19 protein-coding genes and 1 pseudogene are annotated in these 21,682 nt (G+C 71.1%); 15 read left to right on the forward strand and 5 right to left on the reverse strand.

What is annotated here, in order from left to right; all coding sequences use genetic code 11:
- Window positions 1-111: 111 nt before the first annotated feature.
- Window positions 112-990 (reverse strand): peptidoglycan-binding protein, encoded by an 879-nt coding sequence (locus tag ACGFYY_RS10320; protein ID WP_393708128.1) that lies wholly within the window; start codon window positions 988-990, stop codon window positions 112-114.
- Window positions 991-1,195: 205 nt separating this feature from the next.
- On the opposite strand from ACGFYY_RS10320, the gene ACGFYY_RS10325 reads away from it, so the two are divergent.
- Both ACGFYY_RS10325 and leuE read left to right on the forward strand, forming a co-directional pair.
- The gene (locus ACGFYY_RS10325; RefSeq protein ID WP_393708130.1) at window positions 1,196-2,776 is read left to right on the forward strand and encodes a methylmalonyl-CoA mutase; all 1,581 of its coding nucleotides are present in this window, start codon (window positions 1,196-1,198) and stop codon (window positions 2,774-2,776) included.
- A 45-nt stretch (window positions 2,777-2,821) separates the two neighbouring features.
- The gene (gene leuE, locus ACGFYY_RS10330; RefSeq protein ID WP_030712550.1) at window positions 2,822-3,472 is read left to right on the forward strand and encodes a leucine efflux protein LeuE; all 651 of its coding nucleotides are present in this window, start codon (window positions 2,822-2,824) and stop codon (window positions 3,470-3,472) included.
- A gap of 6 nt (window positions 3,473-3,478) precedes the next feature.
- On the opposite strand, the gene ACGFYY_RS10335 is transcribed toward leuE, so the two are convergent.
- A complete protein-coding gene (locus ACGFYY_RS10335) occupies window positions 3,479-4,825 on the reverse strand; it encodes a polysialyltransferase family glycosyltransferase (protein ID WP_393708133.1) in 1,347 nt (448 codons plus the stop codon).
- Window positions 4,825-5,829, reverse strand: a complete 1,005-nt coding sequence (locus tag ACGFYY_RS10340) for a glycosyltransferase family 2 protein (protein WP_393708135.1) — start codon at window positions 5,827-5,829, stop codon at window positions 4,825-4,827. Before ACGFYY_RS10340 ends, ACGFYY_RS10335 begins: the two co-directional genes overlap by 1 nt.
- A 176-nt stretch (window positions 5,830-6,005) precedes the next feature.
- Between ACGFYY_RS10340 and ACGFYY_RS10345 the strand changes: the two genes are divergently transcribed.
- The 12 genes and pseudogenes from ACGFYY_RS10345 to ACGFYY_RS10400 all read left to right on the forward strand — a co-directional run bounded on the left by ACGFYY_RS10345 (window position 6,006) and on the right by ACGFYY_RS10400 (window position 19,708).
- The gene (locus ACGFYY_RS10345; RefSeq protein ID WP_393708137.1) at window positions 6,006-7,388 is read left to right on the forward strand and encodes a DUF6716 putative glycosyltransferase; all 1,383 of its coding nucleotides are present in this window, start codon (window positions 6,006-6,008) and stop codon (window positions 7,386-7,388) included.
- A pseudogene (locus tag ACGFYY_RS10350) lies at window positions 7,385-7,768 on the forward strand (cytidylyltransferase domain-containing protein); the annotation flags it as partial. The gene ACGFYY_RS10345 and the pseudogene ACGFYY_RS10350, both read left to right, overlap by 4 nt.
- Before the next feature lie 378 nt (window positions 7,769-8,146).
- Window positions 8,147-9,055, forward strand: coding sequence for an N-acetylneuraminate synthase family protein (locus ACGFYY_RS10355; protein ID WP_393708525.1), 909 nt, complete (start codon window positions 8,147-8,149; stop codon window positions 9,053-9,055).
- A 48-nt stretch (window positions 9,056-9,103) separates the two neighbouring features.
- Window positions 9,104-10,282 (forward strand): hypothetical protein, encoded by a 1,179-nt coding sequence (locus ACGFYY_RS10360; protein WP_393708139.1) that lies wholly within the window; start codon window positions 9,104-9,106, stop codon window positions 10,280-10,282.
- A gap of 140 nt (window positions 10,283-10,422) precedes the next feature.
- Entirely contained in the window at window positions 10,423-11,667 is a 1,245-nt protein-coding gene (locus ACGFYY_RS10365) for an amidohydrolase (protein ID WP_365272874.1), read from the forward strand.
- A gap of 251 nt (window positions 11,668-11,918) precedes the next feature.
- The gene (locus ACGFYY_RS10370) at window positions 11,919-12,980 is read left to right on the forward strand and encodes a BMP family ABC transporter substrate-binding protein (RefSeq protein WP_365272838.1); all 1,062 of its coding nucleotides are present in this window, start codon (window positions 11,919-11,921) and stop codon (window positions 12,978-12,980) included.
- A gap of 230 nt (window positions 12,981-13,210) precedes the next feature.
- Entirely contained in the window at window positions 13,211-14,869 is a 1,659-nt protein-coding gene (locus ACGFYY_RS10375; protein ID WP_393708528.1) for an ABC transporter ATP-binding protein, read from the forward strand.
- Window positions 14,866-15,981, forward strand: a complete 1,116-nt coding sequence (locus ACGFYY_RS10380; RefSeq protein ID WP_365272840.1) for an ABC transporter permease — start codon at window positions 14,866-14,868, stop codon at window positions 15,979-15,981. Before ACGFYY_RS10375 ends, ACGFYY_RS10380 begins: the two co-directional genes overlap by 4 nt.
- The gene (locus ACGFYY_RS10385; RefSeq protein WP_365272843.1) at window positions 15,978-17,240 is read left to right on the forward strand and encodes an ABC transporter permease; all 1,263 of its coding nucleotides are present in this window, start codon (window positions 15,978-15,980) and stop codon (window positions 17,238-17,240) included. Before ACGFYY_RS10380 ends, ACGFYY_RS10385 begins: the two co-directional genes overlap by 4 nt.
- Window positions 17,237-17,635, forward strand: a complete 399-nt coding sequence (locus ACGFYY_RS10390) for a cytidine deaminase (RefSeq protein ID WP_365272846.1) — start codon at window positions 17,237-17,239, stop codon at window positions 17,633-17,635. The genes ACGFYY_RS10385 and ACGFYY_RS10390 overlap by 4 nt, the downstream gene beginning before the upstream one ends.
- A gap of 103 nt (window positions 17,636-17,738) precedes the next feature.
- Window positions 17,739-19,016, forward strand: a complete 1,278-nt coding sequence (locus tag ACGFYY_RS10395) for a thymidine phosphorylase (RefSeq protein WP_030009876.1) — start codon at window positions 17,739-17,741, stop codon at window positions 19,014-19,016.
- Window positions 19,017-19,114: 98 nt separating this feature from the next.
- Entirely contained in the window at window positions 19,115-19,708 is a 594-nt protein-coding gene (locus tag ACGFYY_RS10400) for a Uma2 family endonuclease (protein ID WP_393708143.1), read from the forward strand.
- A 2-nt stretch (window positions 19,709-19,710) separates the two neighbouring features.
- Here ACGFYY_RS10400 and ACGFYY_RS10405 read toward each other — a convergent pair whose 3' ends face one another.
- Window positions 19,711-19,854, reverse strand: a complete 144-nt coding sequence (locus ACGFYY_RS10405) for a hypothetical protein (RefSeq protein ID WP_393708145.1) — start codon at window positions 19,852-19,854, stop codon at window positions 19,711-19,713.
- A gap of 466 nt (window positions 19,855-20,320) precedes the next feature.
- Here ACGFYY_RS10405 and ACGFYY_RS10410 point away from each other — a divergent pair, with 466 nt between their 5' ends.
- A complete protein-coding gene (locus tag ACGFYY_RS10410; RefSeq protein WP_393708147.1) occupies window positions 20,321-20,659 on the forward strand; it encodes an STAS domain-containing protein in 339 nt (112 codons plus the stop codon).
- Here the strand turns inward: ACGFYY_RS10410 and ACGFYY_RS10415 are convergent.
- A complete protein-coding gene (locus ACGFYY_RS10415) occupies window positions 20,546-21,556 on the reverse strand; it encodes a sigma-70 family RNA polymerase sigma factor (RefSeq protein ID WP_393708149.1) in 1,011 nt (336 codons plus the stop codon). The two genes, ACGFYY_RS10410 and ACGFYY_RS10415, sit on opposite strands and share 114 nt — an antisense overlap.
- Between the last annotated feature and the right edge of the window lie 126 nt (window positions 21,557-21,682).

The raw sequence follows: 21,682 nt of genomic DNA on the forward strand, positions 1-21,682 counted from the left end.
TGACGTTCGGACCGGAAGAAGCCCGAGGCGATCGCCTCGGGCTTCTTGCTTGCCGCTCACCTGCCGTGGGGACGGGCTCCGGCTCCGGGACGGGCTCCGGCTCCGGTGACATCACCAGTAGACGACGACCTTGTCGCCGACCTGGACCTGGTCGAACAGCGCCGACAGCTTGCCCTTGTCCCGGACGTTCACGCAGCCGTGCGAGGCCCCGTTGTAGCCGCGGGCCGCGAAGTCGGCCGAGTAGTGCACCGCCTGGCCGCCGCTGAAGAACATCGCGTACGGCATCGGCGTGTGGTAGATCGTCGACGTCCACTCCTTGGCCTTCCAGCCCACGTTGAACACGCCCTCGCGGGTCGGGGTGTTCTCGGAGCCGAAGCGCACGTCCATCGTCGAGACGACCTTGCCGTCGATCATCCAGGCGAGGGTGCGGCTCTCCTTGCTGATGCACATGACGCGGCCCTGCATGCAGCGCGGGTCCGGGGCGTCGACCTCGTTGACGGTCGAGGGGCGCAGCTCGTCGGCGGTGGGCTTCTTGCTCGCGGCCTGGATCTTCTTCCAGGTGGCGTCGTCGACCGAACCGGAGGCGGTCAGCCCGTTCTTCGACTGGAAGGTCTTGACCGCGGCGGTCGTCTTCGAGCCGTAGAAGCCGGTCGGTGCGACCGATATCAGCTTGAGCTGGCGCAGCCGGGCCTGGAGCTCGCGCACCTGGTCGCTCTCGTCGCCGTTGGCCATGATCGCCTTCACCGCGGGCGAAGGGGAGGTGGAGGAGGAGGCCGACGCGGAGGCGGAGGCGGACGGCGACGCGGAGGTCTCGCCGGGCTTGCCGTCGGTGGTCGGGGAGGCTTCGGGGGAGGTGCCCGCCGTGGGCGAGGACGAAGCCGAGGAGGCGGAGGCGACAGGCTCCGTCTTCTGCGGTCCGCAGGCGGTCGCGGCGAGTGCGACGGCGGTTGCCACCCCGATCGTGCGGATTATGACTCTCTGGCGCTGCATTGCAGTCCCCCCGGTTTCTACGTCGTGTATCTAGGTGATGCTCCGCGTGCGTGGACAGTTGCACTCGGCTCCGGGATGTTGCGCCATTGTGACCGGCAGCCGTCCGCGGCCTTACGAAGCGATACGCGGTCGCCGAACCCCGGCGGTGGTTCGGGGGAGGTTCTACCAGTCCTGGGCCCGTTTGCTCCACGGAGGACCACGTCACATGGCACAGACCGAGAGCGGAATTCCCGTCGAACCCGTCTACGGACCGGCCGACCTGACGGGATGGGACCCGGCGGCCGCACTCGGACAACCGGGTGACTTCCCCTACACGCGGGGGATTTATCCGAACATGTACACCGGTCGCCCGTGGACGATGCGGCAGTACGCCGGCTTCGGCACGGCCGCGGAGTCCAACGCCCGCTACCGGCAGCTCATCGAGGGCGGCGGCACCGGGCTGTCCGTCGCCTTCGACCTGCCGACCCAGATGGGGCACGACTCCGACGCCCCCCTCGCGCAGGGCGAGGTGGGCAAGGTCGGCGTCGCCGTCGACTCGCTCGACGACATGCGCACGCTGTTCGACGGGATCCCCCTCGACCGGGTCTCCACCTCGATGACGATCAACGCGCCCGCCGCGCTGCTCCTGCTGCTCTACCAACTGGTGGCGGAGGAACAGGGCATCTCGGGCACGCAGCTGACGGGGACGGTCCAGAACGACGTGCTGAAGGAGTACATCGCGCGCGGGACGTACATCTTCCCGCCCGGCCCCTCGCTCCGGCTGACGGCCGACACCTTCCGCTACTGCCGGGCCGAGATCCCCCGGTGGAACACCATCTCCATCTCCGGCTACCACATGGCCGAAGCCGGCGCCTCGCCCGCGCAGGAGGTGGCCTTCACCCTCGCCGACGGCATCGCCTACGTCCGTACGGCCCTGGCCGCCGGGATGGCGGTCGACGAGTTCGCCCCCCGGCTCTCCTTCTTCTTCGTCGCCCGCACCACCCTGCTGGAGGAGGTCGCGAAGTTCCGCGCGGCCCGGCGCATCTGGGCGCGCGTCATGCGGGAGGAGTTCGGGGCCCGGGACCCGAAGTCGCTGATGCTGCGCTTCCACACCCAGACCGCCGGGGTCCAGCTCACCGCGCAGCAGCCGGAACTCAATCTCGTACGGGTGGCCGTGCAGGCCCTGGCCGCCGTTCTCGGCGGCACCCAGTCGCTGCACACCAACTCCTTCGACGAGGCGATCGCGCTGCCCACCGAGAAGTCCGCCCGCCTCGCCCTGCGCACCCAGCAGGTCCTCGCGTACGAGACGGACGTGCCGCACACCGTGGACCCCTTCGCCGGGTCGTACGCGGTGGAGCGGATGACGGACGAGCTGGAGGCGGCGACGCTCGCGCTGATGCGCCGGATCGAGGACCAGGGCGGGGCGGTGGCCGCGATCGAGGCCGGCTTCCAGAAGGCCGAGATCGAGCGGAACGCCTACCGCATCGCGCGGGAGACCGAGAGCGGGGAACGCGTGGTGGTCGGGGTCAACCGCTTCACGCTGGAGCGCGAGGAACCGTACGAACCGCTGCGCGTGGACCCGGCGATCGAGGCACGCCAGTGCGCGGCGCTGGCCCGGCTGCGGGCGGAGCGAGGCGAGGCGGCGGTGACCGCGGCGCTCGCCGCGCTGAAGGAGGCGGCGGCCGGGACGGCGAACGTGCTGTACCCGATGAAGGAGGCGCTGCGCGCCCGGGCCACGGTGGGCGAGGTGTGCGGCGCACTGCGGGAGGTCTGGGGGACGTACGAGCCCACCGGTTCCACCTGGTGAAACACAGTGGCACGACAGGTGCAACCTTGTGGGACACTCCTGCGCATGCTGGGTGTGACAGATCTTCCGACCTATCTCGCCGGCCTGGTGCTGATCATTCTGCTGCCGGGCCCGAACTCCCTCTACGTGCTCTCCGTGGCCGCCCGTCGCGGAGTGCGCACCGGGTACAAGGCCGCCGCCGGGGTGTTCACCGGCGACGCCGTGCTCATGCTGCTGACCGCTGTGGGCGCCGGGGCCCTGCTGCGGGCGAGCCCGCTGGTGTTCACCGTGGTGAAGTTCCTCGGCGCCGGCTACCTGGCGTGGCTGGCCGTGGGGATGATGCGGGGCGCCTGGGCGCTGTGGCGTACGCGCGCGGAGCGGGCCGAGGCGGAGGCGGCCGCCCCCGCCGACCCGGCCGAGAACGAGCGGCCCTACCGGCGGGCGCTGCTGATCAGTCTCCTCAACCCGAAGGCCATCCTCTTCCTGATGTCCTTCTTCGTGCAGTTCGTGGACCCGTCCTACGCCTACCCGGCGCTGTCCTTCCTGCTCCTGGGCGGTCTGCTGCAGACCGGCAGCTTCCTGTACCTGACGATGCTGATCTTCGGCGGCACCCGCCTCTCGGCGGCCTTCCGGCGTCGCAAGCGGCTGTCGGCCGGGGCCACCTCGGCGGCGGGCGTGCTGTTCCTCGGCTTCGCGGCCAAGCTCGCCGTCAGCTGAGGTCCTTCAGCTGACGACGCGGCGCAGCCACCCCATCCGCCGTACGACCCGGCGCACCGCCGGGCTGCGCGGCAGGAACGACAGCTGCGCCGGGAGGCCGCCGGGCAGGCCGAGCGTGGTCAGCCGGCGGCGGGTGAAGTACCGCCAGGTGCGCGGGGTCAGGCGCTTGGCCAGGTAGGCCTCGGCCGCCGGCCGGCGGGCGGCCAGGATCTGGGGCTGCATCGTGAACCCGATGGCGGTGAGCAGCGCGGCCGGCTCCGCCCGGACCTGCTCGGGGGTCGGCGGCGTCCAGGTGCGGACCGCCTCGGCGTCGGCGAGGTCCGGCAGCAGGGCGTCCACCAGGGCCAGCGGGACCCGGTTGCTGTTCGGGTACGGGGTCAGCGCGGCCAGCACCGCGTCGGTGCCGGTCCGGGCCACCGGAAGTCCGTACAGCGTGGCGGCGGTCAGCAGTCCGGTGGAGAAGCAGCCGACGACCAGCGCCGGGCGCAGCCGCTGGTAGAGGGTCTCGGCCAGGACCGGGGCGGCAATCACCGTCAGCCGGGCGCCGAGCCGTTCGGCCTCCTCCACGGCCCGGCGGCAGTACGCGGCCGGGGCTCCGGGGTGCGGTTTGAAGACCAGCTCCCGGTGGCCCAAGGCGTGCGCGCCCCGGACCATCGACACGTGCAGCTCCTCCTCCTCGGCCAGGGTCATCAGGTCGAGCGCGGAGAGGTACTGGCCCAGCAGCAGGGCCGGGGGCCCGGCCGGCTCGGGTGCCGCGTCCGCGGTGGCCTCGGCGAGCTCCGCGAGGACCTTGAGGAAGGGCTCCGTCGGCACCAGTTCCACCCGTACCCCGAACTCCGTCAGCAGCAGCGGCTCCAGGCCGGGCACCAGGTCCAGGTGGAGCACCCGCCGCACCCGCATCCCGAGCTGCGGGTCGAGGCGGAAGCGGGTGGGGCCGTAGCTCATGAGCCCGTCGGCGTAGACGTCGACGGCCGCGCCCGGGAAGAGCCGGCACAGGCTCTGGGCCGGCGGGACCTGGAGGGATTCCACGATCAGCTCGATCCGGTCCTCGCCCAGGTGCCACAGCGAGCGCAGCTGCCGCTCCCAGATCGGGACGTCCTCCGCGCGCGGGGCCCAGGTGCTGGGGTGCTGCGGCTCGATGACGCGGTTCCAGTCGAGGACCTCGTCGAAGCGGGAACGCAGGGCGGCGAAGCCCGGCATGTCCGTGACCCCCAGGGTGACCTCGGCGGTGACGGCGTGGTTGCTCGTCAGCAGGATGCGCCGGCCGGCCGGTGGGAAGGAGCCCGCGTCGATGCCCGCCGCGAGCGTGGCCGCACCGTAGAGGGTGGAGGCCAGGAAGATCTGGGTGGGCATCAGACGCTTGCTCCTGACGGGGCCGCCTTGCGCGCGGGGGCGATGGCACGGCGGCCGGTGCGCAGGCGGCGCAGCACGGTGGAGCGTTCGACGTCCATGGAATCCAGGACCTGGTCCAGTACGCCCTGCGGCATGCGGCCGAGCGCGGCCGTGCTCATCGTACGGAGTTTCTTGGCCACGTCCGGCTCGAACCTTTCGATGGACCCCACATGGTGGGCGATAATTGCACAATAGGTCCGGACGGCTTTCGGGAGCAGTCGATCGCATTCCCGGTCGGCCATGACCTCGGCGAGCACCTGATCGAATGCACGGATGAAATCGAGCTGTCGTTCGTCCCCGACTTGCGTCAAAGAGGTGGACACTCCACGCCGGTAGAAGACGCCCGGCAGTCCGACCGCGGCGAAGGATTCCGCCTCCCGGTGCAGCCGCCAGATCCACGGCCGGTCCTCCGCGGTCCGTAGCCCGTCGGTGAAGTGCAGCACCCCGCGGTCCAGCAGGCGCCGGTGGTACATCCCCGCCCAGGCGTACGGGTAGTCCACCGAGGTGGCCCGGTCGGCGGGCAGGATCGCGGTGCGCGGCGCGGCGACCACCGCCTCGGGGCCGTAGGGGACGCGCTGCACGCTCCGCGACCTGCCCGTGCACCGCACATGGTCCGTCCGGACGAAGTCGCAGCTCAGGGCCTCTATGGCGGCCAGGGTCCGGGCCAGGTGGCCGGGCGCCAGCCAATCGTCCCCGTCCAGGAACGTCAGGTACTCGCCGCGGGCCGCGTCCAGACCGGTGTTGCGCGCGGTGGCGAGGCCCCCGTTGCGCTCGTGTCTGAGATGGACCGCTCCCGGCAGCTCGCGCGCCGCCCGTTCCAGCAGGTCGGGCGTCCCGTCCGTCGAGCAGTCGTCGACGAGCAGGAACTCGAAATCCTCCCGGGCGTTGAGTTCGAGACTCTTCAGGGCGTCCGGTGCGTATGTCTGCACGTTGTAGAACGGCACGACAACAGAGAGCTTGGGCACCCGCGAGACATTAGGGCGCCGCCCGTCATTCACTGTGGCCCGGACGCGGATTCCGTGTGAACGGAGCGGGGCGGGAGAGTTAACCCGTACGCTTTCGCATTTCGTAGACGCGTTGTTAACCCGCTGTTGTGCGGTCGTTGGGCCGATCACCGAAATCGCGGAATAGCTTCTGCCGCGTGCCAGAACGCAAACGCGTCGCCGTACTCGCCGATTCCGATACGCGATGGAAATGGGGCGCACTCACCGCCCGCCGTCTCGTGCCCGACCACCAGCTCACCGGATTCCTGCTGCGCGGCCGCGCCACCCCCACCGCGCGCCAGCTCGGCGAGGTGGGGGTGCGGGCCGAGCGGCTGTCCGAGGTGACCTGCGCCGAGTTCCTCGCCGAGATCGAACGCGAGCGCTACGACGTGGTCGTCCTCGCGCTCGTCGGCGGGGCCGTCCAGGCCGTCCTGCACGGGGCCCGCGCCCTGTGGCCCGCCCCGGCCCGGCGCCCCGTACTCGTCACCGGCTACGTGGGCGTCGTCTACGAGAAGCTCGCCGACGGGCTGCTGCTGAGGCACGGCGCCGACCTCGTGCTCGCCAACTCCCGCCACGACGCGCGGCGGTTCCGCGCCGTGTACGAGGGGGTCGGCGCGGACGCCGCCGCCGTCACCGAGACCGCGCTGCCCTTCCTGGGCGGAGCGCCGTACGAGCCGGCCGGGAGCCGGGCCCACACGGTGGTCTTCGCCGTCCAGCCTTCTGTGCCCGACAGCCGCGCCGACCGCGCCTACCTGCTGGAACGGGCCGCCGGCCACGCCCGCAAGCACCCCGACCGGGAGGTGTTGATCAAGCTGCGGAGCAGGCCCGGGGAGCACACCACACACCTGGAGGAACAGCCGTACCAGCGGCTCGCGGAGCGGCTCCCCGGCGGACTGCCCGCCAACTGCCGCCTGGTGTACGGGAACATGGGCGAGGTGCTGGACGGCGCCGACCTGCTGGTCACCGTCTCCTCCACCGCGGCCCTGGAATCCCTGCACCGGTCCATCCCGACGGCGATCCTCACCGACCTCGGCATCCGCGAGACGCTCGGCAACCACCACTTCCTCGGCTCCGGCTGCCTCGCCTCCTGGGACCAGCTCGACTCCGGGCTCCTGCCGACCGGTGATCCGGTCTGGCTGGCGGCGCAGGGCGTACTCCCGGCCGCGTCCGGGAGCGGCCCCGGCGACCCCCTGGCAGCGGCCTCCGGACCGGGCCTGTCCGCCGGGCCCGACGCAGCCGCGGAGCACGACCCCTACGCCGTCGCCCGGGCCAAGGTCGCCGGCCTGCTCGCCGCGGCCCGGCTTCCCTCGCCCGCCCCCTACTACACGCGCACCACCGCCCCCGGATACCTCCCCGGGATCCTCGCCCGCCACCACCTGGCGCCCGACGGCACCCCGCTGCCCGGCGCGGTGCGCCCGGCCGCGGGGGAGTCCCGGCTGCGCCGCCGGCTGCGCGGCCACCTCCGGGAGGCCGCCCGCGGGGCCTACCGGCACGGCGTGCAGCGCGTGGCTCCGGTGATCCGCAGGCTGGGGGAGCTGTGAGGGTCCTCGCCGTCATCCCGGCCCGCGGCGGCTCCAAGGGAGTGCCGGGCAAGAACCTCGCCGAGGTCGCCGGCGTCCCGCTCGTCGCCCGCGCCGTCCTGGCCTGTCGGGCCGCGCCCACCGTCACCGACGTGGTGGTCTCCACCGACTCGGAGTCCATCGCCGCCGCCGCCCGCGCCGCCGGAGCCGACGTCATCGCCCGCCCCACCGCGATCTCCGGCGACACCGCGAGCAGCGAGGCCGCCGTCCTGCACGCGCTCGCCACGTTCGAGGAACTGCACTCCCTCGCCGTGGACGTGGTCCTCCTCGTCCAGTGCACCAGCCCCTTCCTCACCACCTCCGACGTCGAGTCCGTCGCCGTCGCCGTCGCCTCCGGGGAGGCCGACTCGGCCCTGACCGTGGCCCCGTTCCACGGCTTCCTCTGGCGGGAAGGGGCCGACGGCTCCGGAACCGGCGTCAACCACGACCGGGCGTACCGCCCTCGGCGCCAGGACCGGCCGCAGGACCTGCTGGAGACGGGCGCCGCCTACGCCATGGACGCCACCGGCTTCCGCGGCGCCCGGCACCGGTTCTTCGGCCGCACCCTCCCCGTCGCCACCGATCCCGCCCGGGTCCTGGAGATCGACGACCCGCACGACCTGACCCGCGCCCGACTGCTCGCACCCCTGCTCGACCCGCGCCCCACACCCCTCGCACCTCTCACACCCCTCGCACCCGGTACTCCCCGTACATCCCCGCACCGAAGGACGCCCCCTGCCATGACGAGCACCCCCGACCCCCGCCTGCGCACCTTCGGCTCCCGCACCGCGGGCCCCGGCCGCCCCGTCTACGTCGTCGGCGAGATCGGCATCAACCACAACGGCGACCTCGGCAACGCCTTCGCCCTCATCGACGCCGCCGCCGAAGCGGGCTGCGACGCCGTGAAGTTCCAGAAGCGCACCCCGGAGATCTGCACCCCGCGCGACCAGTGGGACATCGAACGCGACACCCCCTGGGGCCGGATGACCTACATCGACTACCGCCACAAGGTCGAGTTCGGCGAGGACGAGTACCGCGCCATCGACGACCACTGCGCCAAGCGCGGGATCGACTGGTTCGCCTCCCCGTGGGACACCGAGGCCGTCGCCTTCCTGGAGAAGTTCGACGTCCCCGCCCACAAGGTGGCCTCCGCCTCCCTCACGGACGACGAGCTGCTGCGCGCCCTGCGCGCCACCGGCCGCACCGTCGTCCTGTCCACCGGCATGTCCACCCCGCACCAGATCCGCCACGCGGTGGAGGTGCTCGGCAGCGCCAACATCCTTCTCTGCCATGCCACTTCGACGTACCCGGCGAAGGTCGAGGAGCTCAACCTGCGGGTGATCAACACCCTTCGGGAGGAGTACCCGAACGTCCCGATCGGCTACTCCGGCCACGAGACGGGCCTGCAGACCACCCTCGCGGCCGTCGCCCTCGGCGCCACCTTCGTCGAGCGCCACATCACCCTCGACCGCGCCATGTGGGGCTCCGACCAGGCCGCCTCCGTCGAGCCCGGCGGCCTCACCCGCCTGGTCCGCGACATCCGCACCATCGAGACCGCCCTCGGCGACGGGATCAAGCGCGTCTACGAGTCCGAGCTCGGCCCCATGAAGAAGCTCCGCCGCGTCCGGGGCGAGTTGGCCGCCGTCTGACCCGAGGTCCGGCGCGTACGAGATCCGCCCCCCGACAAGGAGCACGTGGTGACCCCCTCCGCCCCCGCCGCCCCCTCCGCAGCCACCCTCGCGTTCGTCGAGAGTCCCGTCCAGCTCCTGAACGTGCTGGAGTGGGCGTACGCACGCCCCGGAGCGCAGCCGCAGCTGGACGGCGTCCCGCGCCAGCGGGGGCGCCGGGCCGGCGGGGCGGACCTGCCCGGGCCCGCCCCCCGGCCGGCGGGCGCCGCGTCCCCCCTGCGGATCGTCGTCCTGCCGCCCACCGACCCGATGTCCCGCGGCCAACTGCGCCGGGTGGCCGCACTGGCCCGGGACGAGGGGCACGAGGTCCGGTGGCAGGAGGCGCGCGGCAGCCGGTTCGCGCCGCTGAAGGCGCTGGCCGCGCTGGCGCGCGACGTGCGCGCCGCGCGCACGGTCGTCGTCGGCGACCCCTTCTCGCGCTACGTCCAGCTGCTGCTCACCCTGGTGCGGGCCGAGGAGCTCGTGGTGGTCGACGACGGCACCGCCACCATGGAGTTCATGGCCCAGACCGCCCGCGGCGAACGCCTCGTACGGTGGCACCGGGTCGGGGGCGGCGGACTGCCCGGCCGGATCCGCGAGCTGGCGTACGCGCCCGTCTCGGCGACCGCCCGCCGCCGCTTCACGCCGGCCGCGCACAGCGGCCACCGCGTCGAGGTGTTCAGCTCGATGCCCGTCACCGCCCACGGCGGGATGACGCTGCGGGTCAACGACTTCGCCTGGACCCGCGCCCGGTTCGGCCCGCCCCGCCTGACCAGGGGCACCGACCTGGTCGGCACCTCCCTCGTGGAGACCGGGGTGGTGGATCCGGACCGCTATCTGGACGCGGTGCGCGCCCTGACCCTGGAACACGGCGCCACCCGCTACTTCGCCCACCGCCGCGAGTCCCCGGAGAAGCTGCGCGCACTGAGCCGGGCGACCGGGCTGGAGATCGTACGCCCGGACCTGCCGCTGGAGCTGATCGCCCGGCGCGGTCCCGTCGGCCGGACGATCGTCAGCTTTCCGTCCACCGTCGTCCACACGCTGCCGTACGCCCTGACCGGTACCGGTGTCACGGTGGCCGTCTGCGACGTGGATCCGGCGTGGCTCACCGGGTCCGCCTCCCCGCGCGCCCGCAGCTTCCTCGCCGGGGTCACGGACACCGCCCGTGATGTGCGCAGACTGCCTGCGCAGGTGGCTCCCACGGCCTGATGAGCGCGCGAGTTTACCCCCGGGCGCATCCGGTCATGCGTCCAGAGGTCGGGTTTCTTTCCCCTAACGGCATGAACTTTTCGTGATCCCCGGCCAGTTGACCCGTCCGTGGGCCTACCCTTCAACGGGTGAACCAGTTGATGTCCCGCGAGTCCCAGACCGCCCAGCCCGCCGCGTCCGACCGGCCCGAGCTGCCCGGCAAGCTTCCGGACCACCTGCGTACCGAACTGATCGCCTTCCGCCGGGACTTGCACATGCACCCGGAGCTCGGACACCAGGAATTCCGTACCACCGCGGCGATCAAGGCCCGGTTGGAGCAAGCCGGCCTGCGACCACGGGTGCTGAACTCCGGCACGGGCCTGATCTGTGACGTCGGCACCTGGGACGGGGGCCGGCCGATGCTGGCCCTTCGCGCGGACATCGACGCCCTGCCCATCCCGGACGCCAAGACGCACGTCCCGTACCGCTCGACCTTCCCGGACCGCGCCCACGCCTGCGGCCACGACGTGCACACCGCCGTGGTCCTCGGCGCCGGCCTGGTCCTCGCCGAGCTCGACCGGCAGGGGCTGCTGCCCCGCCCGGTGCGGCTGCTCTTCCAGCCCGCCGAGGAGGTGCTCCCGGGCGGGGCCACCGACGCCATCGGGTCCGGGGTCCTGGACGGCGTCGGCCGGATCGTCGCCGTGCACTGCGACCCCCGGGTCGACGCGGGGCGCATCGGGCTGCGGGCCGGCCCCATCACCTCCGCCTGCGACCGGCTGGAGGTCACCCTCTCCGGCGCCGGCGGGCACACCGCGCGGCCGCACCTGACCACCGACCTGGTGACGGCCGCCGCCCGGGTGGCCGTCGACGCCCCGGCCCTGCTGGCCCGCAGGATGGACGCCCGCTCGGGCATGTCCGTCACTTGGGGCCGGATCGAGGCCGGGCACGCCTGCAACGTGATCCCGATGCACGCCGAGCTCTCGGGCACCGTGCGCTGCCTGGACCTGAACGCCTGGCACGAGGCGCCGGACATGATCCACGCGGCGATCGACGAGATCGCGACCATGCACGGCGCCAAGTTCGAGATCAACCACGTGCGCGGAGTGCCCCCGGTCGTCAACGACCCGGTGATCACCGAGCTGCTGCGCGAGGCGATGGGGGTCCGCTGCGGAGCGGAGTCGGTCGAGGACACCGAGCAGAGCCTGGGCGGGGAGGACTTCTCCTGGTACCTGGAGCACGTGCCGGGCGCGATGGCCCGCCTCGGCGTGCGTACTCCGGGCGACAGCGCCAAGCGTGACCTGCACCGGGGCGACTTCGACGTGGACGAGTCCGCGATCGCCGTCGGCGTGGAGTTCTTCACGGCCGCGGCGATGATCGACGGGCTCCGCGCGGTGGCCACGAGGTAGCCGCGGGACCGTCGAGAAGCAGCCGGCGGGCGAAACTCCTTACAACATCCGCGGGGCTCCCGGTGGGCGTGTCCAGCCCTTGGTACACAAGGGCTGGGCGCAGAAGGAGTTACCGATCGGTCACTGTCCGGTTCACGACGATCCGATAACGACTCATGAACGGGCCTTTAACTGACATCTACGCGCGTTACGATCGCCGCGAAACCAGCGCCGGTCGTGGCGCTTCGGTCAGGTTTTGAAGGAGCCTCCCCTTGCGCCGGATCACCAGGATCGCCACCGTGGGCATCGCGTCCGCGGCGCTGGCCCTCTCGGCCACCGCCTGTGGCGGAAAGAAGTCGTCGGACGCCTCGTCCTCCCCCTCGGAGTCGGGTCAGAAGTCCGCTGCCATCGCGTACGACATCGGTGGCCGTGGCGACCAGTCGTTCAACGACGCCGCCTACGCCGGCCTGAAGAAGGCCGAAACCGATCTCAAGATCAAGACCGCCGAGGCGGAGCCCACCGACGGCGAGGGCGAGGCCGACAAGGTCCAGCGCCTCACCGAGCTGGCCCGCAAGGGCAACAACCCGGTCATCGGCGTCGGCTTCGCCTACGCCCCGGCCATCAAGAAGGTCGCGCCGAAGTTCCCGAAGACCACCTTCGGCATCATCGACGACACCTCGGTCACCGGCGAGAACATCGCCAACCTCGTCTTCAACGAGGAGCAGGGCTCCTACCTGGCCGGCGTCGCCGCCGCCAAGGCGTCCAAGACCGGCACGGTCGGCTTCATCGGCGGTGTCGAGGTTCCGCTGATCAAGAAGTTCGAGGCGGGCTTCACCCAGGGCGTCAAGGACACCAACCCGAACGCCAAGGTGCTCTCCGCGTACCTGACGCAGCCGCCGAACTTCGACGGCTTCGCCAAGCCCGACCTCGGCAAGGCCGCCGCGCTGGGCCAGCTCGACGCGGGTGGCGCCGACGTGGTCTACGCCGCTGCCGGTCTCGCCGGTTCGGGTGCCATCGAGGCCGCGTCCTCCAAGGGCAAGTGGGCCATCGGTGTCGACTCCGACCAGTACAACCAGGCCGGTCTGGCGAAGTACAAGGACTCGATCCTGACCTCGGTCACCAAGGACGTCGAGGACTCGGTCTTCAACCTGATCAAGTCGGTCGAGGACGGCAAGCCGACCACCGGTGAGATCCGTTACGGCCTGGACAAGGACGGCGTCGGCCTGGCCGACTCCAACCCGAAGTACAAGGAGATGGCTGACGTCGTCGCCGCGGTGGAGAAGGCCAAGGCCGACATCATCGCCAAGAAGATCATCGTCAAGACCCAGCCGTAAGGCCGTTCCTGACATGTAGTCCTGGTCTCCGGGGTCCGGGAAGCGGTCGACATCGCTCCCGGGCCCCGAGCCACGTTCTGTGATCATTAGTCTGTGACCACGTGGCCGCCTGGCCGCAAGTTTTCACTTCCGACAGTGCTACGCGCGTAGAAGCATCGTGGACGCGATACTTTCTCTCCCCGCCCTGTCCCCCCTGCCTTCCGCTCCTTCCGCGCCAAGGAGAGTGCGTCATCAACGCGTCCAGCCCGCCCCCCGCCGTAGAACTGCACGGCATCACAAAGCGCTTCCCCGGCGTCGTCGCCAACAAGGACATCGCGATCACCGTCCGCAAGGGCACGGTCCATGCCTTGATCGGTGAGAACGGCGCCGGCAAGTCGACTCTGATGAAGATCCTCTACGGCATGCAGAAGCCGGACGAGGGCACCATCGCCATCGACGGGGAGCAGGTCTCCTTCAGCACCCCCGGCGACGCCATCGCCCGCGGCATCGGCATGGTGCACCAGCACTTCATGCTCGCCGACAACCTCACCGTCCTGGAGAACGTGGTTCTCGGCGGCGAGAAGCTGTACGGCATCGGCGCCAAGGCCCGTAAGAAGATCAAGGAGATCTCGGACGCGTACGGCCTCGGCGTACGTCCCGACGTCCTGGTCGAGGACCTCGGTGTCGCCGACCGGCAGCGCGTGGAGATCCTCAAGGTCCTCTACCGCGGCGCGAAGATCCTCATCCTCGACGAGCCGACCGCCGTGCTCGTGCCGCAGGAGGTGGACGCACTCTTCGACAACCTGCGCGAGCTCAAGGCCGAAGGCCTGACCGTCATCTTCATCTCGCACAAGCTGGGCGAGGTCCTGAAGGTCGCCGACGACATCACCGTCATCCGGCGCGGCACCACGGTCGGCACCGCCGACCCGAAGACCGCCACCACCAAGCAGCTCGCCGAGCTGATGGTCGGCTCCGAGCTGCCGTCGCCCGAGACCCGCGAGTCCACGGTGACGACCACGCCGATGCTGCAGGTGACGGGCCTGACCCTGGCCGCGGGCGACGCCGTCGTCGCCGAGCCGGAGACCATGGCCCCCGCGGGCGCCCCGGACTCCGCCACCCTGGAGCACGTCGGTGCGGGCCGCCTCCTGCTGGACGACATCAACCTGACCATCCACAAGGGCGAGATCCTCGGAATCGCCGGTGTGGAAGGCAACGGCCAGACGGAGCTCATCGAAGCCCTCATGGGCATGGCCTCCGCCGACTCGGGTGTCATCTCCCTGGACGGCAAGGACATCACCAAGACGCCGGTGCGCAAGCGCCGCGAGGGCGGCATCGGCTACATCCCCGAGGACCGTCACCGCCACGGCCTGCTGCTGGAGTCCCCGCTCTGGGAGAACCGCATCCTCGGCCACGTCACCGAGGCGCCCAACTCCAAGAGGGGCATCCTCGACCCGAAGGCGGCCCGCAAGGACACCGAGCGGATCGTGCGCGAGTACGACGTCCGCACGCCCGGCATCGACGTCACGGCGGCCTCGCTCTCCGGCGGCAATCAGCAGAAGCTGATCGTCGGCCGCGAGATGAGCCACAACCCGAAGTTCCTCATCGCCGCCCACCCCACCCGCGGTGTGGACGTCGGCGCGCAGGCGCAGATCTGGGACGCGATCCGCGAGGCCCGCCGCGAGGGTCTGGCCGTGCTGCTGATCTCCGCCGACCTGGACGAGCTCATCGGCCTGTCCGACACCCTGCGCGTGATCTACCGCGGCCGTCTGGTCGCGGACGCCGACCCCGCGACCGTCACCCCCGAGGAGCTCGGCACCGCGATGACGGGTGCCGCTTCGGGGCACCTGGAAGCAACCGACAACCACTCCGCCGCTGCCGACGGTGACACGACGGAGGACGAGGCCCGATGAAGACATTCGACAAGGACCGGCTGATGCTCGCCATCGCCGGGCCCCTGCTGGCACTGCTCAGCGCCTTCGTGCTGACCATGATCGTCCTGGCGGCGACGGGCATCAACCCGATCGAGCCGCTGCGCATCATGGTGGAGAACGGTGGCTACGAGGACATCCAGGTCCTCATCGTCAACCAGGCCGGCACGTACTACCTGGCAGCCCTGGCCGTCGCCATCGGCTTCCGGATGAACCTCTTCAACATCGGCGTCGACGGCCAGTACCGCCTCGCCGCGATGATCTCCGCCGTGGTCGGTGGCGCCATCGCGCTGCCCGGCCCGCTGCACATCCTGCTGATCGTCCTCGTCGCGATGCTGACGGGCGCCGCCTGGGCCGGTATCGCGGGTGTGCTGAAGGCCAAGCGCGGAGTCAGCGAGGTCGTCTCGACGATCATGCTGAACGCCATCGCGACCAGCCTCATCGCCTGGCTGCTCCTGCCGAAGAACCTCGGTGTCCAGGTCGAGGGCTCCAACGACCTCACCACCGGCGAGATCGCCCAGTCCGGCTGGTTCCCGGCCCTCTCCCTCGGCGACTCGGGCGAGATCTACGGCTTCACCTTCGTGGCCTTCGCCCTCGGCGTCGTCTACTGGTTCGTGCTCAACCGCACCCGCTTCGGCTTCGACCTGCGCGCCAGCGGCGCCAGCGAGTCCGCCGCCGCGGCCTCCGGTGTCGACTCCAAGAAGATGATCATCACCGCGATGCTCATCTCCGGCGCCGTCGCCGGCCTCTCCGGCATGCCGGTGCTGCTCGGCGAGAGCCACACGTACACCCTCGTCTTCCCCGTGGGTGTCGGCTTCACCGGCATCACCATCGCCCTGCTCGGCCGCAACAGCCCCGTCGGCATCTTCTTCGCCGCCCTCCTGATGGCCTTCATCGACAAGGCGTCCGCCGGCCTCGACACGGCCGGCTACGCCAAGGAGATCGGCACGATCATGAAGGGCCTGATCGTGATCGCGGTCGTCGTCTCCTACGAGCTGATCCGCCGCTACGGCCTGCGCCGCCAGCAGCAGAAGGTCGGCGAGGAGCTGGCCGCGGGCCACGCCATGAAGACCGAGAAGGAGGTCGCGGCGTGAGCGCCAGCACCGTTTCCACGAAGAAGGCGGCACCCGCCACCGGCGGCCGCAAGAAGCTCACCCTCCCGTGGATCATGCTGATCATCGCGGGCGCCCTCGCGCTGGTCTCCGTGGTCCGCCTGATCTCCGGGGCCAACGACCTGACCTCCGTCGGCCAGGTCGCCGGCGCCCTGTCCCTCGCCGTGCCGATCGGCCTCGCCGGTCTCGGTGGTCTGTGGGCCGAGCGCGCCGGTGTGGTCAACATCGGCCTCGAAGGCATGATGATCCTCGGCACCTGGTTCGGTGCCTGGGCCGGCTACCAGTGGGGCCCCTGGACCGGTGTGCTGGTCGGCATCGCCGGCGGCGCCGCCGGTGGCCTGCTGCACGCGATCATCACGGTGACCTTCAACGTCAACCACATCGTCTCCGGTGTGGCCGTGAACATCCTGGCGCTGGGCTTCACCCAGTACCTGTCGAACTTCACGTTCGCCGAGGCCCCGGGCGGCTCCTCCAAGCAGTCCCCCCAGGTCGAACCGATCACCAAGATCACAGTCCCCGGGCTCTCCGACTGGATGAGCGACCTCCAGGGCAAGCACTGGTTCTTCGTCTCGGACCTCGCCGGCGTCATCGGCGGTCTGGTCACCGAGATCTCCCTGCTGACCATCGTGGCCCTGCTGCTGATCCCCGCCACCTGGTGGGTGCTGTGGCGGACCTCCTTCGGTCTGCGCCTGCGCTCCTGCGGTGAGAACCCGATCGCCGCCGAGTCGCTGGGTGTCAACGTCTACAAGTACAAGTACATCGCCGTGATCATCTCGGGCGCCCTCGCCGGCCTCGGTGGCGTGTACCTGTCCGAGGTCGCCAGCCCCATCTACCAGGAGGGCCAGACCGGCGGCCGCGGCTACATCGGTCTCGCCGCGATGATCTTCGGTAACTGGATGCCGGGCGGCATGGCGATGGGCGCGGGCCTGTTCGGCTTCATCGACAGCCTCAAGCTGCGCGGTGGCGCGGAGAACGTCCACGCGATGCTGCTGCTGATCGCGATCCTGCTGGTGCTCGTCTGCGTCTGGCAGCTGTACAAGAAGAAGTACATCCAGGCCGGCGTCGCCGCCGCCTTCGCCGCGCTGCTGTTCCTCTGGTACGCGACGACCGACTCGGTGCCGAGCCAGTTCGTGGACGCCGCTCCGTACCTGACCACCCTGCTGGTGCTCGCCCTGTCGGCGCAGCGCCTGCGGATGCCCAAGGCGGACGGCATGCCGTACCGCAAGGGTCAGGGCAAGTGACCTCGGACCGGACGGTGGACTGGGAAGCCCTGCGGACGTCCGCCCGGGAAGCGATGACCCGGGCGTACGCCCCGTACTCGGGCTTCCCGGTCGGGGTCGCCGCCCTGGTGGACGACGGCCGCGTCGTGACCGGCTGCAACGTCGAGAACGCCAGCTACGGGCTGGGCCTGTGCGCCGAGTGCGGACTGGTCTCCTCCCTGCACGCCACCGGCGGAGGCCGCCTCACGCACTTCACCTGCGTGGACGGAAAGGGCGAGATCCTCGTCCCGTGCGGCCGCTGCCGCCAGCTGCTGTACGAATTCGGCGGCGACGAGCTGCTGGTGGAGACCCCGGACGGGATCCTCCCCCTGGCGGCGATGCTGCCGCAGGCCTTCGGGCCCGACCACCTGAGATAGCCGTGCCGACGGCCCTTCGCCCCTGCCGGGGCGGAGGGCCGTCGTCCTTCCGTTCCTGAACCCCTCATCTCCCCCTCTCTATGCGCGTAGAAGGAAGCACCACATGGACGTCATCTCCGTCATCCGGACCAAGCGGGACCGCGGTGAGCTGAGCCCCGAGCAGATCGACTGGGTCATCGACGCGTACACCCGCGGTGTCGTGGCCGACGAGCAGATGTCGGCGCTGGCGATGGCCATCCTGCTCAACGGCATGAACCGGACCGAGATCGCCCGCTGGACCGCGGCGATGATCGCCTCCGGCGAGCGCATGAACTTCGACTCCCTGTCCCGCCCGACCGCCGACAAGCACTCCACCGGCGGCGTCGGCGACAAGATCACCCTCCCGCTCGCCCCGCTCGTCGCCGCGTGCGGCGCGGCCGTGCCCCAGCTGTCCGGCCGCGGCCTCGGCCACACCGGTGGCACCCTCGACAAGCTGGAGTCCATCCCCGGCTGGCGCGCGCTGCTCTCCAACGAGGAGATGCTGCACGTCCTGGACACCACCGGCGCGGTCATCTGCGCGGCCGGTGACGGTCTGGCCCCGGCGGACAAGAAGCTCTACGCCCTGCGTGACGTCACCGGCACCGTCGAGGCCATCCCGCTGATCGCCTCCTCGATCATGTCGAAGAAGATCGCCGAGGGCACCGGCTCGCTCGTCCTGGACGTCAAGGTCGGCACCGGCGCGTTCATGAAGAACATCGAGGACGCCCGCGAGCTGGCCCGCACCATGGTCGGCCTCGGCACCGATTCGGGCGTCAAGACCGTCGCGCTGCTCACCGACATGTCCACCCCGCTCGGCCTGACCGCCGGCAACGCCCTCGAGGTCCGCGAGTCGGTCGAGGTCCTCGCCGGTGGCGGACCCGCCGACGTGGTCGAGCTGACCATCGCGCTGGCCAAGGAGATGCTGGACGCGGCGGGCATCAAGGACGCCGACCCGGCGAAGGCCCTCGCCGACGGCTCCGCGATGGACCACTGGCGCCGGATGATCGCGGCCCAGGGCGGCGACCCGGACGCGACCCTCCCGGTCGCCCGCGAGCAGCACGTGGTCACCGCGCCCGAGTCGGGCGTCCTGACCCGCCTGGACGCGTACGGGGTCGGCGTCGCCGCCTGGCGCCTGGGCGCCGGCCGCGCGCGCAAGGAGGACCCGGTGCAGGCGGGCGCGGGCGTCGAGCTCCACGCGAAGCCGGGCGACACCGTCACGGCGGGTCAGCCGCTGATGACCCTGCACACGGACACCCCGGAGAAGTTCGACTACGCCCTCGCCTCCCTGGCGGGCACGTACGACATCGCCCCGGCGGGCACGGCCTTCTCCGCCACGCCGATCGTCCTGGACCGCATCGCCTGACCTGCGGCTTCCCTTTCGTGTGAACGGGACCGGTGGACCCCCACCGGTCCCGTTCGGCGTGCTGGGATCGGTGCCGACCGCTTCACGAGGAGCAGGAAATGAGCGCACCGACCGCCCCGTACGTACCCGATCACGACAGCTGGGAGGGCCTCGTCCGCCTCTGGGAGGAACTGGACTGGCCCGAGGGCTGCAAAGTGGAGATCATCGGCGGGACCGTCAGGGTCGCTCCCCGGGCGGCTAACCGCCACGCCCTCATCGCGTCCATGGTCCGGCGCGCGCTCTGCCCGGCGCTGCCCGAGACGTGGGGCGTCCACCAGAGGCAGAGCATCGCGGTCGCGTCCTGCAAGGCCATGCTCACCCCGGACATCCTGGTCCTGGATTCGTCCGTCCTCGTCGAGTCGGCCACGGAGTGCTACGTGCCCGCCGAGCGCGCCGTCCTCGTCGCCGAGATCACGTCCCTTTCGACGGCGGCGCAGGACCGCACCGAGAAGTCCGCAGCGTATGCCCGGGCAGGCATCCCGCTCTACCTCCTCATCGACGCCCACGCCCCCGGCGGCCCAACGGTCACGCTGTACGGGGAGCCGAAGCAGGACGAGTACCGGGTGCTGGGTGCCGGCAGGTTCGGCGACACCTTCCACCTGCCTACCCCCTTCGACCTCGCCATCGACACCTCCGTCTTCCCCCGCCCCTGACCTCAGAGCCGCGGCAGGGTCTCGCCCGGGAGCGGTTCGCGGCGCTGCTCCAGCCAGAACAGGTAGCCGCGGAGGTAGGCCTCCAGACCGTCGTCGATGTACGCGACGACGTCGCGCAGGCCGCGGGCGGCGTCCTGGTGGTGCACCTCGTACGGGGGTCCTCGGCGTCCCGTTCGGCCGCGGCGGCCACGGCCCACTCACGGACCTGCCCGCGCTCTCGCCACCAGTCGCGAACCGCCTCGACGGTCCAGTGGTCGTCGCCGTCCCAGCCGTAGCCGGAGTACAGCTCCACCTGGGCGGCGCTCAACAGGGCTTCGGCCTCCAAGGCGTTGACCGGCTGCCGGTAGACGAACTCGTGGTCGCCGTCGTAGGCGATGTGACGCGGAGCCTCCCACCGGCCCAGCTCCATGCAGTCGGTGTCCGCCCCGTAGAACGGGCCGGGGATGTTGCGCCGGTTCCGCTCGGCCCAGACCCCCGAGAACACCGGGAAGCGCCGGGTCTCGGGCGTGACGAGCCGGCGGACGTAGGGCACCGGGTCCCAGTAGGCAGGCTTCATCGCGCCATTGTGCGTGCCCGCCGATGAGTTCCGGTGGGCGGGGGAGTCACCCTCTCGTGGAGATCCAGAAGCTCGTGCTGCCCGGTCCCGGACCGGCCGCCCCGCAGGACGCCGCGCTGCTGTGCGCCCGGCTGGCCCGGCTCTACGACGGCGGGGCCGGCGCGGTGGTCTGCGACGCCGCCGCGGTCACCAGGCCCGGGCTCGCCGACGTAGAGGTGCTGGCCAGGCTGCGGCTGGCCGCGCGGGGGCGGCCGCTGCGGGTGACCGGCGCAGGGCCCGCCCTACGCGCCCTGCTGGACCTCGTAGGACTCGTCGAGCTCCTCGGGGAGGCCGAACAGCGGGAACCACCGCGCGGTGTCCAGGAAGGCGTTGAGCCCGACGATCTTGCCGTCTGAGATCTCCAGCACCTGGAGCGCCCACGGGGTGTGGCCCGGTCGTCCGTCCTCGCGCGGCCGGTACTGGCCGAAGGCGGGCAGGCCGTTCGCCGTCGTCGGGATCAGCCGGGAACCCTTGCAGCCGATGCCCTGGTTCAGGTGCCAGGCCGCGATGTCCGCGTGGCCCTGGAGCCACAGGTCGTACGGCGGCATCGAGAGCACCGCGTCCTCGTGCAGGAGGGTGGTGAGCCGGGAGATGTCGTAGGCCTCGAAGGCGGCGAGGTACTGCTCCAGGAGCTTCGACTGGTCCGCGTCGAGCGGATCCGCGGGGTCGCTCTCGCGCAGCGACTGCCCGGCCAGGGTGGCCCGGGCCCGCTGGAGGGCGCTGTTCACCGAGGCCGTCGTGGTCTCCAGGAGCTGGGCCACCTCGTCGGCCTTCCAGGCCAGCACCTCGCGCAGGATGAGCACCGCCCGCTGCTTCGCCGGCAGGTGCTGGAGCGCCGCGACGAAGGCCAGCCGGACGGACTCCTTGGCCAGCGCCATCTCCGCCGGGTCGGCGGTCTGCGGCAGCACCCGACCGTCCGGGACCGGCTCCAGCCAGGTCACCTCGGGGCGCTCGTTGAGCACGGCGGAGGCCTGGTGCTGCGGGGCGGTCAGGTCCATCGGGCGGGCCCGCTTGTTGCCCGCGTTCAGCAGGTCCAGGCAGACGTTGGTGGCGATTCGGTACAGCCACGACCGCAGCGAGGACCGGCCCTCGAACTTCTCGTGGGCGCGCCAGGCGCGGACGTACGTGTCCTGCACCGCGTCCTCGGCGTCGAAGGACGAGCCGAGCATCCGGTAGCAGTAGCCGGTGAGCTCGACCCGGTACCGCTCCATGGCCGTGTCGAGGTCCATTTCGGTGGTGGCGAGATCGCTCATGTCGTACGTCCGTCCCCCTGGTCGTTCCGCGTACTTCGGAACCTACCGGAGGGGTCCGACAACGGCAGCCGGAAGCGGTGGACGCGCCCGCCGACCCCTACATATGTCGCCATCAAGTTTCTTGAC

This window comes from Streptomyces sp. NPDC048331, assembly GCF_043201215.1.
In the GTDB taxonomy this organism is placed as follows: Bacteria; Actinomycetota; Actinomycetes; order Streptomycetales; family Streptomycetaceae; genus Streptomyces.